We start from the raw sequence: 13,904 nt of genomic DNA, 5'->3' as shown, positions 1-13,904 counted from the left end.
GCGCCCGGCCGCTCAGCCGGCGTCACCCGCCCCGCGGTACTGCGACAGGCCGGCTGCCGCCGCGGCGACGGCGGCCATCACCAAGCGTGGCCGGGTCACTCCGCGACGGGCCAACCACGTCGTCGTCGCGCGATCGAGCGTGATGGACAGCGCCTGCCCGCTCATGACGGCCCCCGCCACGATGGCGGCGACCTTGGCACGGGTCGCCGCCCGTTCGTCCTGGGGGTGAGAGCCACGCGACTCCCGCCCCGAGGGCGCCGGGGACGGCGATGTAGGCCACCTTGGCCGCACCCTGCATCCGACCGAACGGCAACGACCCGAGCGCGCCTCCTGCAGCCGCCGCGACGGCGCTCTGAGTGAGATTCTTCATCACTGTTCCCGGCCTCCTGGACCTGGTCGCATCCGGGGCGGGCGCGAGCGGTACGTCGCGGGCGTCGCCGACATGCGAATGGGGTTGGCGACCTGGGCGAGCCCGTCGACGTCGACCCGCATCGGCAACCCGACCTCGTCGGCGAGGTCGAACGCCTGGGCGAGATCGTTGACCGGCCCCGCCGGCACGCGGGCGTCCGCCAACCGCGCGGCCCATGTCTCGGCGTCGGCGCCGGCCAGCGCTCGCTCGAGCAGCGCGAAGAGTTCGTCGCGGTGTTCGACACGAGCGGCGTTCGTCGCGAACCGCGGATCGCTCGCCCATTCGGGGTGCTCGAGCGTCGCGCTGAGGGCCGCGAACTGCGTGTTGTTGCCGACCGCGATCGCGAGCGGGCGCCCGGCCGTCGCGAAGATCTCGTACGGCGCGAGCGACGGGTGTCGGTTGCCCATGCCGCGCGGCACGGCGCCCGTCATGACGTGCGCGCCGGACTGGTTGACGAGCGCCGAGAGCAACGACGACAGCAGCGACACCTCGACGCGCTGGCCCTCCCCCGTCGCGTCACGGTGGCGCAGTGCGGCAAGCATGCCGACGGCGGCGTGCAGGCCGGTGACGACGTCGACCATCGCGACACCGACCTTGGTCGGCGCCTCGGGGGTGCCGGTCACGGACATGAGACCGCCCACCGCCTGCACGAGCAGGTCGCACCCGGGCAGCGCCGAGTCGCCGAAACCCGTGATCGAGACATAGACGATGTCCGGGTTGAGCGCCACGACGTCGTCGTAGCCGAGCCCGAGCCGATCCATCGTGCCGGGCAGGAAGTTCTCCACGACGACGTCGGCGCGCGTGACGAGATCGCGCGCGGCGGCGAGATCGTCGTCGTCACGCAGATCCCAGAACTCGCTGCGTTTGTTGCGGTTGACGCTCAGGAAATAGGTCGCCTCACCGTCGTCGGTGAACGGCGGGCCCCACGAGCGCGTGTCGTCACCGCCGGTCGGGCGTTCGATCTTGACGACGTCGGCGCCGAGGTCGGCGAGCAGCATCGTCGCGTACGGCCCGGCGAGCACTCGCCCGAAGTCGGCGATGAGCAACCCGTCGAGAGCGCCGGGTGCGTTCGGGACGTCAGCGCGTCGAGACACCTGATGCCTCCTGCTCACCCCGACGACCGTCGGCGTCATGCCCCCACGCCGAACCGAAGTCGCGGTCGAGATGGCTGAACTCCTTGTTGCGCAGGCCCCACAAGAACACGGCCAGCGACACGGCGACGCAGCACAGCAGGTAGACGCGGAAGCCCTTCTCGTTGCCGTTCGAGGCGAACCACGTGCCGATGTACGGCGCCGTACCGCCGAAGAGCGCATTGGCGAGGCCGTAGCCCAGGCCGACGCCGAGGGCGCGGATGCGCGTCGGGAACAGCTCGGCCTTCACCACGGCGTTGACCGACGTGTAGAACCCGACGACGAGCAGCGCGAACAGTTGCAGCCCGAACGCCGTGAGGGCCGATTCGACCGAGCGGATGGCGCCGAGCACCGGCCACGTGATGAGCAGGGAGCCGACGCCGAAGATGAGCAGCATCGTGCGGCGTCCGATGCGGTCCGACAGCATGCCGTAGAACGGGTGGATGACCATGAAGATCGCCAGTGCGCAGAGGTTGACGGTGGCCACGGTTTCAGCGTCGAGGCCGGCCACCTTCTTCATGTAGCTCTGCATGAGCGTCGTGTAGACGTAGAACGAGGTCGTTCCGCCGATCGTCAGGCCGATGACGATGACGAACGGACGCCAGTACTCGCGCAGCAGGACGCCGAGCGATCCCGGCTGCTTGGCCTGGCCCTCGACGGCGGCCGTGGCCGTCTCGTCCATGCCGCGACGCAGCCACAGGACGGCGAGCGCGCCGACGGCTCCGATGAAGAACGGGATGCGCCAACCCCAGTCGTGCATCTGATCCTTCGTCAGGACTTGGAGGAGAAGGACCTGCAGCAGTGCGGCGAGCACCTGCCCTCCGACGAGGGTGACGTACTGGAAGCTCGAGTAGAAGCCGCGACGGTTCGGGGTGGCGATCTCCGACATGTACGCCGCGGTGGTGCCGTACTCACCGCCGACGCTGAAGCCACTGATCGCGCGTCCCACCCACAGGAGAAACGTGGCCCAGATACCGATCTGTTCGTACGTCGGCGCCGCGCCGATGAGGAGGGTGCCGAGCGCCATGAGGAGCACCGACGTCGTCAGGGCGGCGCGGCGCCCGCGGCGATCGGCGAAGCGGCCGAAGAACCAGGAGCCGATCGGCCGCATGAGGAAGGTGATGGCGAAGACGGCCCAGGTGTCGAGCATCGCCTGTGTCTCGTCACCCTTCGCGAAGAAGTTGTTCGCGATGTAGGTGGTGAAGACGGCGTAGTTGTAGAAGTCGAACCACTCGATGAGGTTGCCGAGGCTGCCGCGGGCGATGTTGCTCATCACCGAGTTCCTCGGGGCGAGCCCGCTCGGCGTGGCGGGTGCTGACGCTGACGACACGGACGCTCCTTGACATGGGTGACCTGAAAACCATCGAGAGGCTATCCGGACGATCGAGTCGACAGTGGTTTGGCGCCCGGTGGGTTTCTCCGGCCCGTCGGAGAATGCCGGCCCTGACATCCGGCTCGGTTGCGGCGCCGTACAGTACGTGCGAAGCCACCCGTCCCCCACGGCCGAAGGACTCGTCACGATGCGCATCGCCCTGTCCTCCTACCGCAGCAAACCGCACAGCGGCGGGCAGGGCATCTACGTGCGCAACCTCAGCCGCGAGCTCGTGGCGCTCGGCCACGAGGTGACGGTGTTCTCCGGCCAGCCCTACCCCGAGCTCGACGAGGGCGTGCGCCTCGAGAAGGTGCCGAGCCTCGACCTCTACAACGACGAGAACCCATTCCGCCGCCCCGCGCGCTCGGAGTTCCGTGACGCCCTTGACGTCGCCGAGTTCGCCGGGATGCTCTCGGGCACCTTCCCCGAGCCGCGCACCTTCGGGCGTCGCCTGCGTCGCCTTCTCACACCGCGCGTCCGCGAGTTCGATGTCCTGCACGACAATCAGACCCTCGCGCCCGGCATTCTCGCCATCGAACGCGCCGGGCTGCCGGTCGTCACGACGATCCACCACCCGATCAGCGCCGACCGGCGCCTCGAGATCGCCGATGCGCGCACGCCGTGGCGCAAGTACACGAAGTGGCGCTGGTACTCGTTCGTACCGATGCAGGCCCGCGTCGCCCGCGCGAGCAGCCGCGTCATCACGGTGAGTGACGGCAGCCGCGACGACATCGTCCGCGAATTCGGTGTGGACCCGCAGCGCCTCCACGTCGTCCCGGTGGGCGTGGCCGTCGAGGTCTTCACGCCGAGGCCGGAGCAGAAGGTGGCGGGGCGACTCACCACGATCACGAGCGCGAACGTGCCGCTCAAGGGTCTCGACGTCCTTCTCGACGCCGTGGCGCAGCTGCCCGCGGAGGCCTGGAGCGAACTCGTCGTCGTCGGCACGGCGAACGGCGCCGCACGACGGCGGCTCGCGCGTCACGGCATCGAGGAGAAGGTCCGCTTCGTCAGCGGCATCAGCGACGAGGAGCTCGCCGAGCTCATCGCGAGCGCCGAGGTCCACGTCGTGCCGAGCCTCTACGAGGGCTTCTCGCTGCCGGCCGTCGAGGCGATGGCATGCGGGACGCCGCTCGTCGCCTCCCGCGTCGGTGCACTGCCGCAGCTCGTCGAAGGCACGCCCGACGACGAGTGCGGTGATGCCGGTCTGCTCGTCGAGCCGGGTGACACGACGGCCCTGGCCGAGGGCATCGAACGCCTTCTCGCGGATCCCTCCCTGCGGGACGAATTCGCGATGCACGGGCGCGCCCGTGCGGAATCCACGTACAGTTGGCGGGCCGTCGCCCGCGCCACCGTCCGTGTCTACGAGCAGGAGATCGCCCGTGCTGACCGTTGATTTCGATCGTTTCCCCGTCGAGCCCGGGATGAGCGTGCTCGACGTCGGGTGCGGCCAGGGCCGTCACAGCTACGAGGCCCTGCGCCGCGGCGGCGACGTCACAGCGTTCGACCTCAACGAGGACGACCTCGCCGAGGTCGCCACGATGTTCGGCGCGATGGACGCCGAGGGTGAGGTGGCTTCGTCCGCGGCTTACCGCACGGTGGCCGGTGACGCCCGCCGCATGCCGTTCGATGACGCGAGTTTCGACCGCGTCATCGCCTCCGAGGTGATCGAGCACATCGTCGACGACGAGAGCGCGATGGCCGAGATCGCGCGCGTGACGAAGCCCGGCGGGCTCGTCGCGGTGACGGTGCCGCGGTACTGGCCGGAGAAGATCTGCTGGATGCTGTCGACGCCCTACCACGAGGTCGAGGGCGGCCACGTGCGCATCAACAAGGGCTCGGAGCTGACGAAGCGACTCGAGCGTCAGGGGCTGGAGGCGTTCGCGACGCACCACGCGCACGCGCTGCACTCGCCGTACTGGTGGCTCAAGTGCGCCGTGGGGGTCGACAACGACACCAACCCCGCGGTGAAGGCGTACCACCGCCTGCTCGTGTGGGACATGATGAAGGCGCCCAAGCTGACGCGCACCGCCGAGAAGGCGCTCAACCCCGTCATGGGCAAGAGCTTCGTCGTCTACCTGCGCAAGCCCGCCCAGGTCTGATGCCGCCCGCCCTCACCGCAGCGCAGATCGCCGAGACCGGCGCGTTTCTCGCCCGGATGCAGGGTGACAACGGCGCGCTACCGTGGTTTCCCGGCGGGCAGTGGGACGCGTGGAACCACACCGAGGCGCTCATGGGCCTGACGGTTTCGGGCGTCGTCGTTGACGCGACCGACGAGGTGGAGGGTGAGCGGCTGCTCGCCTGCGCCCGAGCGGGTTTGGAGCACCTGTCGCACACCCAGCGTCCTGACGGGTCGTGGCCGATGGAGGTGCGTGACGGCATCGTCGTCCACGCCGAGAGCGACACGAACCAGTGCGCCTACCCGGCCGTCGGCGTCTGGCACTACGTGCTCGCGACCGGTGACGACGAGGTCGACGCGCGCTACTGGCCGATGGTGCGCGATGCGATCAACCACGTCCTGACGGCGCAGCGTGACGACGGCACGATCGCGTGGGCAATCAACGAGCGCGGCGGCCTGGGCGATCACGCCCTGTTGACGGGCAACGCGAGCATCCTGCAGTCGTTGTGGGCGGCGTGTGCACTGGCGCGGCGTCTGGGTCACGAGCCGGGTGAGTGGCACGAGGCCGCACGCCGGCTTGCTGAGGCGGTGCGGCGCGCGCCCGAGGCCTTCGCCGACCGTGACCGCTTTTCGATGGACTGGTTCTACCCCGTCCTCGGCGGCGCGCTCACGGGTGACGCCGCGTGGGCGCGGCTGGAGGCCGACTGGGCCCGGTTCGTCTGGGTCGGCGAGGGCGTCCGCTGCGTCGACGATCGGCCGTGGGTGACCGGCGGCGAGAGCGCCGAGCTCGTCATGGCGATGTGCTGCCTCGACGACACCCCGCACGAAACGCAGGCCAGGGAGCGGGCGCGCCAGGTGTTCGCCGAGATCCAGCAGCTGCGCGACGACGAGGGCGCGTACTGGACGGGCTACGTCGTCGACGACGACGCCATCTGGCCCGAGGAACGCACCGGCTGGACCGCCGGGGCGGTGCTGCTCGCCGCCGACGCCCTCGACGGCCTCACGCCGGCGGCGAACTTCTTCCACGCGATGACGTGGCCCGCAACCGGTGACGCAGCGTCCGCCCCTTCGACCGACTCAGCCCTCCCCCGTTCGATGCAGGAGACACGATGACCCCGCAACTGCCCCAACACGTGCTCGACGCCTTCGACGCGACGACGGGTTTCATGCCGCTCGACGAGGGCCGTGCGCTCTTCGAGGCGGCCTGCACCGCTCGCCCCGGCGCGTGGTTGGAGATCGGCACCTACTGCGGCAAGTCGACGGTGCTGCTCGCGCAGGCGGCCCGCGAGGTGGGCGGTACCCAGATCGTCACGGTCCATCATCACCACGGCAGCGAGGAGAACCAGCCGGGGTGGGAGTGGCACGACACGTCGATGGTGGACGAGCACTCGGGGTTGCTCGACACGTTGCCGAGTTTCCGCCGCACCTGGGACAACCACGTCCGCGACGTCGTCTCGGCCGTCGTCGCGACGACGGAGCAGGTGGCCGCGTGGTGGAGCACTCCCGTGGAGTTCCTCTTCCTCGACGGCAACCACGTCGAGGAGATGGCGCAGCACGACTATGCGGCGTTCGCGCAGCACGTGGCGCCGGGCGGGTTGCTCGCCGTCCACGACGTCTTCCCCGACCCGAATGACGGCGGTCAGGCGCCCTGGCACGTCGTGGAGCGGGCGCTGGCCGAGGGCTTCGAGGAAGTCAGTGTGACCGGCTCGCTGCGGGTGCTCCGACGCGCCTGACGCCCGCGCCCGGTCAGCGGATCAGTGCTGCCCCTTCGACGGTGCCGCGCAGGCGGCGATCGGGATGTCGCGTTCGCGCGCCCATTCCTCCCACTCCGCGGCGGTGCGGGTGGCGAGGGCTGCGCTCAGCGCGCTGGCTGCGTCCGGCCCGTCGGGCAGGTCGAGGGCGTCGCGTAGGCGGGCCCAGAAGTGGCCCTCGAGGGCGGCGACGGCGACCCAGCCGTCGGATGCTCGGTAGAGCGCGTATTGCGGCAGCGAGCCGCCGAGTGGGCCGTCGGGCGTCGTCATGCGGTGACGGGCGGGGGCGGCGAAGTCATAGGCGACGTCGCTGAGGGCGACCTCGCAGTAGCTGCCCGTGCCGGTGCGGGAGCGTTCGACGAGGGCGGCGAGGCCGGCGGAGACGGCGCGTTCGGCGCCGCCGAGGTCGGCCATGAGGACGCGGGGAAGCGACGGCGGGTCGAGGGTTCCGTTGACGGCCTGGTAGGTGAGGTCGTGGCCGGCGATCTCGGCTTCGTCGCCGGGGTGCCCGACGATGGCGACGTGCACGAGCCGCGGGTGGGCGGCGTGCAGGGCGTCCCAGCCGAGGCCGAGTTTGGTGAGGGCCGACGGGCGCGACGAGGTGAGCAGGATGTCGGCGTCGGCGAGCAGTTCCGCAACGGCTGCCTTGCCCTCGTCGGACTTGAGGTCGTGCGTGACGATCTCCTGCCCCTCGGTGAGTTCACGGTAGTAGGCGGGCGCGGCGGCCTCCATGAAGTCACCACTCGGCGGCTCGACCTTCGTCACCTGCGCCCCGAGCCGGACGAAATGCATGGCCGCCGCGGGCCCGGGCAGGTTCGGCGCGAGGCTGACGACGCGGACGCCGGTGAGGGGAGATGTGCTCATGGTTGGGACTCTCTCACGCGACCAGCCCTGATGGAGGCCGACGCCGGGTAGCGCACTGCGACCTAGCCCGATCACGAGACGCGCGGCCGCTCCACCACTCAGCCGCTCCTCGCGGTTAGGCTGATCCACGTCATAGCGGAGACGACGGGCTTTCGCGCAAGAACATGCCCCCACCGCACGAGTTTCGTGCTGCCTGGGGGCTTTCTTGCATCTCTACCGAACGTCGGTACGAGGGTATTCGTCTGTCGAGCACACCCTTGTCGATCTCCTAACGGAACAGATGTTCGTTCAGACCAACCAGCGCCCCAGTTCGGGTGAGAAGAAGTCCTGGGCTCGAAGCCTTCCCGCGCTGGTTCAAGATCTCCGTGATGCCGGACTCGACGATGTCGAGATGCTCCTCGAGTATCAACTGCCGCTCACGAGCAAACGAGCCGACGTTGTTCTCGCCGGCGTCCACCCCACGACGCGGCGCCCCTCGTACGTCGTCGTCGAGTTGAAGCAGTGGAGCGACGCGGCTCGATTCGAGGAGAGCGACACCCTCGTCTCCATTGCCGCGTACGGGCGCAGTGCACACCTCCACCCTGGCCTTCAGGTCGCCGGATACTGCGACTACCTCACCGACTTCTCGTCCTACCTCGCGACGACACCGCACCACCTCAGCGGAGCCGCGTACCTTCACAACGCCACCGACGCCGGCGTCGCGGACCTGTTCGTCAGGGCGCCGGACGATATCTCTCGCGTGTTCACCGGTCAACGACGGAGCGACTTCGTCGACTTCCTCAGCTCACAGTTGGCCGCGGACCAGCCGGGCCGGGACGCGGCAGATGCCCTCGTCAGCAGCAAGATCGAACCGAGCAAACAACTCCTCACGCTGGCAGCCGAGGAGGTTCAGCAGCGCGAACAGTTCGTCCTTCTCGACGAACAGCGCGCGGCCTACGAGTACGTCCTCCACTCTGTCGAACGAGCCCGACGGGCGAACACCAAGACTGCTGTGATCATCAGCGGCGGCCCGGGCAGCGGAAAATCCGTGATCGCTCTGTCGCTCATGGGCGAGTTGTCTCGCCAGGGCCGAACCCTCATGCATGCGACCGGTTCGCGAAGCTTCACAACGACCCTGCGCAAGGTCGCCGGGAAGCGTAACCCTCGCGTGGCCAAGCTGTTCGGATACTTCAACCAATTCATGACGGCAGAGCCGAACGATCTCGACTGCCTGATTCTTGATGAGGCGCACCGTATGCGCGAGACCAGCGTGCAGAGATACACGAGGAAGGAAGATCGCGCTCGGGCGCGACCCCAGATTGTCGAGTTGCTTGAGGCTGCTCGTGTGCCAGTCTTCCTCCTCGACGAGTACCAGGTTGTGCGCCCGGGCGAGATGGGCACCGCAGCGGACATCGAGGCTCACGCAGAGGCGCTCGGCATACACGTCGAGAAGATCGACCTCAATGCCCAGTTCCGGTGTGGAGGAAGCCAGCTCTACGTCGATTGGGTCCTCCGTCTGCTCGACCTCGAGGAAGGCGGGCCGATCGAGTGGAGCGGTGACGACGGCTTCGAGGTCGAGGTAGTCGACTCACCGTCGCAGTTGGAGGCTCACTTGCAGAAATTCATCGACACCGGGCTAAACGCGCGGATGGCCGCTGGGTACTGCTGGCCCTGGAGCGACCCAGCACAGGACGGTTCGCTCGTACCGGACGTCTCGATCGACGGTTGGAGCCGGCCATGGAACCTGCGCGGTGACAGATCCGTCGGTGGAGCACCGCCGGCCGCGCTCTGGGCATCCGACTCCGCCGGTTTTGGACAGGTCGGCTGCGTCTACACGGCGCAAGGGTTCGAGTACGACGCCGCCGGCGTGATCCTCGGCCCTGATCTTGTGCGCCGTGACGGGCGCTGGGTCAGCGTTCGCGAAGCGAATCGCGACCCGGATTTCAAGTCGCGGAAGACCGTCGACGACGAACTGTTCGACAAGCTCATCCGCAACGTCTACAAGGTGCTCCTGACACGCGGGATGCAGCGCGTCACTATCTACTCCACCGACCCGCAGACCCGAGAGTTCTTGCACTCACTCGTCAATTGAACCGCCACCGAAACCCACCTACGGATCGACAGGCTTCCGACCGGGACATGCCTCCCCCGTGACCATCACGGAAGACGCATGCCATGACGAGCTTTCTCTTCACCGCCGAGGAGTACGCCGCGTACTACGACCGAACCCACTCGCCGAAGGAGTGACGCAGACACGACACAGCGCACCCGCCCCGTCCCGAAGGACGAGGCGGGTGCGCTGTGACGAAGGGTGAAGCGTCAGTTCTGCGAGTCGGCTGCGGCCTCCTCGCGCTCCTGCCGGCGCGTGACGACGAGGCTCGAGACGGTGACGGCGAGCAGCGACACGATGATGACCGACAGCGACACGGCCGTCGACGGCGTCCACACCCAGTGCCAGACGTCGTGCGCCCAGTGCGCGATGAGCTTGTAGCCGATGAACGCGAGGATGACGGCGAGGCCGTACCCGAGGTGCACGAGCTTGCTCAGCACGCCCTCGACGAGGAAGTACAGCGCGCGCAGGCCGAGCAGCGCGAACGCGTTCGTCACGAAGACGAGGTAGGGGTCGCCGGTGATGCCGTAGACGGCCGGCACGGAGTCGAGCGCGAACATCGCGTCGGCGGCGAGAACGGCCACCGTGACGACGGCGAGCGGCGTCAGCATGCGGCGCTTCTTGCCGGTCTTGTCGGCCTCGACGACGCTCATCTTGGTGCCGCGGTAGTCGTCGGTCACCGGGTAGAAGCGGCGCAGGAACTTCACCGAACCGAGCTCGCTCGGGTCGATCTCCTCGTCCTCGTCGCTGCGCGTGTCACGCCAGACCTTGACGGCCGTCCACAGCAGGAACAGACCGAAGATGACGAACATCCACGAGAACTTGGTGAGCAGCGATGCGCCGATCGCGATCATGATGGCGCGCATGACGAGCGCGCCCGCCACACCGATGAGCAGCACCCGCTGCTGATAGGCCTTCGGCACCGCGAACGCCGCGAGCAGCAGCATGAAGATGAACAGGTTGTCGACCGACAGCGACTTCTCGACGATGTAACCCGTGTAGTACTCGGTGCCGATCTGGCTGCCGTGCTGCGACCAGAGCCACCCACCGAACGCCACCGGCAGACCGATGTAGAACAGCGACCACCCGGTCGCTTCCTTCATCGAGACCTCGTGCGGCTTGCGCGTGACGATGAAGTCGAGGACGAACAGAACAAGAACACCGACGATCGTGGTCGTCCAGAGCGCCGGTGTGGCAATGGTTTCCATGATGAGAACACCTCAGTTCGCATACGTCTTGAACTGAGGTCTCCTTCACGACGACGCTGTCGCCGCTTCCGCACGGGAGCGCGGCTCGGCGCGCTCGTATTGACCGAAATCGGAACGTGGGAAGTACTCCCCTCAAGCTCCAAGCCTACCAAGGGCTCACACCGAACCCAAACAACGAGAACGCTTCCCGCCCCCTCGCTGCACCTCACAGGCCGTGGTGGCGCGTTCCACGAGGCGCCGCCGACGTGTCCGGAACGTCCGGCCGGTGAGGCCTACCGACCGGTCACCTCCGAGTCGGGGACAATGGCACCCATGCCCCTTCCCGTGTCGGTGATCCAACGCGCTTCGTCCGTCCTCACGCCGGCCTCCCCCTGGCAGAGCGACGTCTTCATCGCGCGGCTTCGCGCCCACTGGCCTGCCCTGCGTGACGGCTTGCGTGTCGTCCACCCCCAGCGCGTCGAGGAGATCGCGGGCGACCTCGTCGAGATCGCCGCGCGCCGCTTCCTCGAGCGCCCCGAGGAACTCCACGACCTCGACCGTCGTCGCGAAGCCAACCCGCACTGGCTCTCGTCGCCGCGCATGATCGGCTACGCCGCCTACACCGAACGCTTCGGCGGCACCCTCGCCGGCGTCGCGGAACGCACCGCCTACCTCGACGAACTCGGTGTCACCTACCTGCACCTCATGCCGTTGCTGCGCACCCGCGCCGGCGACAGCGACGGTGGCTACGCCGTCGTCGACTACCGCGAGGTGCGTGAGGATCTCGGCACGATGACCGACCTCGAGGCCCTCGCGACGACGCTGCGTCACCGCGGCATCAGCCTCGTGCTCGACTTCGTCCTCAACCACGTCGCCGAGGAGCACGAGTGGGCGACGAAGGCGCGCGCCGGCATCCCGAAGTACCGCGACTACTTCCACATGTTCCCCGACCGCTCCGTGCCCGACGCCTACGAGCGCACGCTGCCCGAGATCTTCCCCGACTTCGCGCCGGGCAACTTCACCTGGGACGAGAAGGCCCAGGCGTGGGTGTGGACGACGTTCAACGCATTCCAGTGGGATCTCAACTGGTCCAACCCCGACGTGCTGGCCGAGTTCACCGACATCATGCTGTTCCTCGCGAACAAGGGCGTCGAGGTGCTGCGTCTCGACGCCATCGCGTTCATGTGGAAGCGCATGGGCACGAACTGCCAGAACCAGCCCGAGGTGCACGCGCTGACGTCGATCCTGCGTGCCGTCGCGCGGATGGCGGCACCCGGCCTCGCGTTCAAGGCCGAGGCCATCGTCGGGCCGCACGACCTCGTGCAGTACCTCGGTCTCGGCGAGTACGAGGAGCGCCTGTCGGATCTGGCGTACCACAACACCTGGATGGTGCAGCTGTGGTCGATGATCGCCGCCCAGGACACGCGTCTCGCGGTGCACACGCTCCGCGGACTGCCGCCGACGCCCGAGGGCGCCACCTGGATCTCCTACATCCGCTGCCACGACGACATCGGCTGGGCCATCGACGACGGCGACGCCGCCGCCGTCGGCCTCTCCGGCCCGCTGCACCGCGCGTTCCTCTCCGACTTCTACGCGGGCGAATCGTTCGATTCGTTCTCGGACGGCCTTGTCTTCCAGGCGAATCCGCAGACAGGCGACCGACGCATCTCCGGCACGATGGCGTCGCTGACCGGCGCGAGCGAGTCGTACAACCCTCACCTGAAGGCAACCGGCATGGCGCGGATGAAGCTTCTCGTCGCCGCCACGTACGGCACCGGCGGCCTGCCCGTCATCTGGTCGGGCGACGAACTCGCCCTGCCCAACGACCCCGAGTGGGCAAGCGACCCGACCCACGCCGACGACAACCGCTGGGCTCACCGCCCGGCTCTGCCCGACACTGCGCTCGCCCAGCGTCACGATCACGGCAGCGTCACCGGCGCGATCTTCGAATGGCACTGCTCCGTCGGGCAGGTGCGCGCGCGGCTGCCTCAGCTCGACGGGCAGATCGCCTCCGAGGTGCTGCCTGTCGCGAATCCGGGCGTGCTGGCCGTCGGGCGCCGCCACGCCGCGGGCGACATGGTCCAGCTCTACAACGTCACGGACTCCGAGCAGACGTGGCCGGCCGAGTGGCTGGGCGGCTTCACGCTCGGCGCGTGCACCTCTGGCCAGGGTGACGAGACGCTCGTGGACGCCCTCACGGCCCGGGTCGTACACTCGGATGCGGACGGCGACATCCACCTTCCGCCGTGGGGTGTGCTGTGGCTCGTCGCGGGTGACTAACTGACATTGGTCCGGCGCTTATCTTGATTCATTCCAGAAAGCGCGTCACCATAGAGGCATGACCACGACCCAGACCTCGACGCCGGACCCGCGCACCATGCTGCGCGAGGCCAACCTGCGCGTCACGGGTCCGCGCCTGGCCATCCTCGAAGCGCTCGAGAACCGGCCGCACTCCGACGCTGACACCGTCCTCAAGGCGGTGCGCGAGGGGTACGGCGCCGTCTCGATGCAGACGGTCTACGACGCGCTGCACGCCATGACGGCTCACGGCATCATCCGCCGTATCGAACCGGCGGGGCAGTCCGCGCTGTACGAACGCCGCATCGGCGACAACCACCACCACCTCGTGTGTCGCCGTTGCGCGACGATCGTCGACATCCCGTGCGCCGTGGGCGAAACCCCGTGCCTCACAGCGGCACACGAGAGCGATCTGAGCGCCGGTTTCGAGATCGACGAAGCCGAGGTCACCTACTGGGGCGTCTGCGCCGAATGCCGCGCGACGACTCCGCCGGGCTGACGTCCGGACGAACCCGCTTCACCCTGTCCGTTGTCAGTGGCAGCGCCTAGGGTGAGAACCGAAGCACCTCCCTCCTGACCGATCACACCCGACCAACCGAAGGAGCACCTCATGGTCGACAACGAGCAGGGCCGCAACCAGGAGCACCCCCGCTGACGACGGCTGCGGGAGCGCCCGTCGTCAACAACC

Annotated in this window: 12 protein-coding genes; 7 read left to right on the top strand and 5 right to left on the bottom strand. The window is 68.4% G+C overall.

Features of this window, described 5'->3' with window-relative positions:
- Positions 1–12: 12 nt before the first annotated feature.
- The 3 genes from H7F30_RS04425 to H7F30_RS04415 all read right to left on the bottom strand — a co-directional run bounded on the left by H7F30_RS04425 (position 13) and on the right by H7F30_RS04415 (position 2,812).
- Positions 13–165: a hypothetical protein gene (locus H7F30_RS04425; protein WP_187036997.1), complete on the bottom strand. Its 153-nt coding sequence runs from the start codon at positions 163–165 to the stop codon at positions 13–15.
- 204 nt (positions 166–369) lie between these two features.
- Entirely contained in the window at positions 370–1,503 is a 1,134-nt protein-coding gene (locus tag H7F30_RS04420; RefSeq protein WP_255464953.1) for a CaiB/BaiF CoA-transferase family protein, read from the bottom strand.
- A complete protein-coding gene (locus tag H7F30_RS04415; RefSeq protein WP_187037850.1) occupies positions 1,487–2,812 on the bottom strand; it encodes an MFS transporter in 1,326 nt (441 codons plus the stop codon). The genes H7F30_RS04420 and H7F30_RS04415 overlap by 17 nt, the downstream gene beginning before the upstream one ends.
- Positions 2,813–3,059: 247 nt before the next feature.
- On the opposite strand from H7F30_RS04415, the gene H7F30_RS04410 reads away from it, so the two are divergent.
- The 4 genes from H7F30_RS04410 to H7F30_RS04395 are packed head-to-tail and all read left to right on the top strand — an operon-like array spanning position 3,060 to position 6,760.
- Positions 3,060–4,304 (top strand): glycosyltransferase family 4 protein, encoded by a 1,245-nt coding sequence (locus tag H7F30_RS04410; RefSeq protein ID WP_187036993.1) that lies wholly within the window; start codon positions 3,060–3,062, stop codon positions 4,302–4,304.
- The gene (locus tag H7F30_RS04405) at positions 4,291–5,010 is read left to right on the top strand and encodes a class I SAM-dependent methyltransferase (RefSeq protein ID WP_187036991.1); all 720 of its coding nucleotides are present in this window, start codon (positions 4,291–4,293) and stop codon (positions 5,008–5,010) included. The genes H7F30_RS04410 and H7F30_RS04405 overlap by 14 nt, the downstream gene beginning before the upstream one ends.
- On the top strand, positions 5,010–6,140 hold the full coding sequence (locus tag H7F30_RS04400; RefSeq protein WP_187036989.1) for a prenyltransferase: 1,131 nt from the start codon (positions 5,010–5,012) through the stop codon (positions 6,138–6,140). The genes H7F30_RS04405 and H7F30_RS04400 overlap by 1 nt, the downstream gene beginning before the upstream one ends.
- Positions 6,137–6,760 carry a class I SAM-dependent methyltransferase gene (locus H7F30_RS04395; protein WP_222617853.1) on the top strand — a complete coding sequence of 208 codons (624 nt, stop codon included), beginning with the start codon at positions 6,137–6,139 and terminating at the stop codon, positions 6,758–6,760. The genes H7F30_RS04400 and H7F30_RS04395 overlap by 4 nt, the downstream gene beginning before the upstream one ends.
- Before the next feature lie 21 nt (positions 6,761–6,781).
- Here H7F30_RS04395 and H7F30_RS04390 read toward each other — a convergent pair whose 3' ends face one another.
- Entirely contained in the window at positions 6,782–7,642 is an 861-nt protein-coding gene (locus H7F30_RS04390; RefSeq protein ID WP_187036987.1) for a CaiB/BaiF CoA-transferase family protein, read from the bottom strand.
- A gap of 280 nt (positions 7,643–7,922) precedes the next feature.
- Between H7F30_RS04390 and H7F30_RS04385 the strand changes: the two genes are divergently transcribed.
- Positions 7,923–9,713 carry a DUF2075 domain-containing protein gene (locus H7F30_RS04385; protein WP_187036984.1) on the top strand — a complete coding sequence of 597 codons (1,791 nt, stop codon included), beginning with the start codon at positions 7,923–7,925 and terminating at the stop codon, positions 9,711–9,713.
- A 227-nt stretch (positions 9,714–9,940) separates the two neighbouring features.
- Here H7F30_RS04385 and H7F30_RS04380 read toward each other — a convergent pair whose 3' ends face one another.
- Positions 9,941–10,939 (bottom strand): TerC/Alx family metal homeostasis membrane protein, encoded by a 999-nt coding sequence (locus H7F30_RS04380; protein ID WP_187036982.1) that lies wholly within the window; start codon positions 10,937–10,939, stop codon positions 9,941–9,943.
- Between the two features lie 312 nt (positions 10,940–11,251).
- Here H7F30_RS04380 and H7F30_RS04375 point away from each other — a divergent pair, with 312 nt between their 5' ends.
- Both H7F30_RS04375 and H7F30_RS04370 read left to right on the top strand, forming a co-directional pair.
- Positions 11,252–13,198 (top strand): alpha-amylase family protein, encoded by a 1,947-nt coding sequence (locus H7F30_RS04375; protein WP_187036980.1) that lies wholly within the window; start codon positions 11,252–11,254, stop codon positions 13,196–13,198.
- Between the two features lie 58 nt (positions 13,199–13,256).
- The gene (locus H7F30_RS04370) at positions 13,257–13,715 is read left to right on the top strand and encodes a Fur family transcriptional regulator (RefSeq protein ID WP_187036978.1); all 459 of its coding nucleotides are present in this window, start codon (positions 13,257–13,259) and stop codon (positions 13,713–13,715) included.
- Positions 13,716–13,904 lie beyond the last annotated feature (189 nt).

Origin of the sequence: Dermacoccus sp. PAMC28757, from assembly GCF_014302635.1 — a bacterium.
Taxonomy (GTDB): Bacteria; Actinomycetota; Actinomycetes; order Actinomycetales; family Dermatophilaceae; genus Dermacoccus; species Dermacoccus abyssi.
The sequence above is the reverse complement of the archived record's forward strand: the minus strand, read 5'-3'. Positions and strand labels throughout refer to the sequence as shown.